Consider the following 1981-nt stretch of genomic DNA (forward strand, 5'->3'; position numbering starts at 1 on the left):
GGCGGTCGCCGCCGGACGGATCCGGCCCGGGGAGACCGTGCTGCTACACGTCACCGGCGGCGGGCGGTCCCGCCGCGCGGCCGCCCGCCGGACCGCCGAGGTCCGGCCCGACCTGCGGATACCGGCCGGCCTGGGAGCCGAGGCCGCCGCCTACCTGGTGACCGGCTCATGACGGCCGCCACCCCCGAACCCACCGACCCCGGCCCCGACCAGCGCCCCGACCACGGCCCCGGCCCCGGCCGCGAGCCCGAGCCGTCCGACCGGCAGAGAGCAGAGCAGACCATGCAGCAGTTCGCCTTTCCCGCCACCTCGGCCCAGCGCCGGATCTGGCTGGTGGAGCGGCTGACCCCCGGCACCAGCGCCTACCACCTGCCGTTCGCCCTGGAGCTGGACGGCCCGCTCGACACCACCGCGCTGACCGCCGCGCTGACCGAACTGACCGGCCGGCACGAGGCGCTGCGCACCTGCTTCGAGCAGGCGGACGGCGAGCTGGTCCAACTGGTCGGCGAGCCGGGGCCGTTCGCGCTGGAGGTCCGGCAGACCCCGCCCGCCGAGCTGGACGCCGTACTGGCCGCCGACGCCGCCCGCCCCTTCGACCTCGCCCGCGGGCCGCTGCTGCGCGCGGTGCTGCACCGGCTGGCGCCGCAACGGCAGGTGCTGGCCCTCACCGTGCACCACCTGGTGGCCGACATGTGGTCGGTCGGCGTCCTGCTCGCCGAGCTCGCGCAGTGCTATGCCGGCCGGGCCGCCGAGCTGCCCGAACTGCCGATCCAGTACGGCGACTTCGCGGTCTGGGAGGCCGAGTCGCAGGCGGCCGGCGAGGAGCAGGACCAGGCCTGGTGGCGCCGGACGCTGGCCGGCGCGCCGGAGCTGCTGGAGCTGCCCTGCGACCGCCCGCGCCCCGCGGTGCAGTCGCTGCGCGGCGCCGCGCTGCCGGTCCGGCTCCCGGCCGGACTGTCCACCGCCGTCAAGGCCCTGTGCCGCCGGGCCGGGGTGACCCCGTTCATGGCCCTGCTGGCCGCCTTCCAGGCGGTGCTGGCCCGGCACAGCGGCAGCGAGGACGTCGTGGTCGGCACCGGCGCCGGGGTGCGCCCGGCCGAGGCCGAGGGGCTGATCGGCTGCTTCGTCAACATCCTGCCGATCCGCACCTCGCTGGCCGGCGACCCCACCTTCACCGACCTGCTGGCCCGGGTCCGCCGAGCCGCACTGGGGGCCTTCGAGCACCAGCAGCTGCCGTTCGAGCGGATGCTGCCCGAGCGGTCGAGCGGCCCGGCGCTCAGCCACAACCCGCTGGTCCAGTCGCTGCTGCTGGTGCAGAACGCGCCGCTGGCCGCCCCCGCGCTGCCCGGCCTGGCGGTGACCGTCCGGGAGGTGCCGCGCGGTGGCGCGCAGCTCGACCTCAACCTCCAACTGCGCGAGGTGGACGGCGAGTTCACCGGCACCGTGGAGTACGCGAGCGACCTGTTCAACCCGGCCACGGTGGAGCGGCTGATCGGGCACTGGCAGGCCCTGCTGGCCGCCGCCGTCGCGTCCCCCGGCACCCGGCTGTCCGCCCTGCCGATGCTGACCGAGGCGGAGCGCCACCGCGCCCTCGTCGAGTGGAACGACACCGCCCACGCCTACCCGCAGGCCGGGGCCTGTCTGCACGAGCTGTTCGAGGCCCGGCTGGCCCTCGCCCCGGAGGCACCGGCCGTCCTCCACGCCGACGGCGAGCTGAGCTACGCGGCGCTGGACGAACTCGCCGAGCGGATCGCCGGCCGGCTGGCCGGACTGGGCGTCGGCCCGGACACCACCGTCGGCGTCTGCCTGGCCAAGGGCCCGGCGCTGGTGGCCGCCGTGCTCGGCGTGCTCAAGGCCGGCGGCGCCTACCTGCCGCTGGACCCGGCCTACCCCGACCGGGAAGATCCACTCCAAACGGGCAAGTCCGCCCACAGCAGACAGGCTTGTCGAACGGGTTCTCGCCAAGTCAAGCTGCATCAGC

Annotated in this window: 1 protein-coding gene; it reads left to right on the forward strand. The window is 76.2% G+C overall.

Features of this window, described 5'->3' with window-relative positions:
- Nucleotides 1–168: 168 nt before the first annotated feature.
- On the forward strand, nucleotides 169–1981 hold a 1813-nt coding region (locus tag ABZ885_RS40110), incomplete at its 3' end, for a condensation domain-containing protein (protein ID WP_360199987.1).

The organism is Kitasatospora sp. NPDC047058 (genome assembly GCF_040643935.1).
Taxonomy (GTDB): domain Bacteria; phylum Actinomycetota; class Actinomycetes; order Streptomycetales; family Streptomycetaceae; genus Kitasatospora.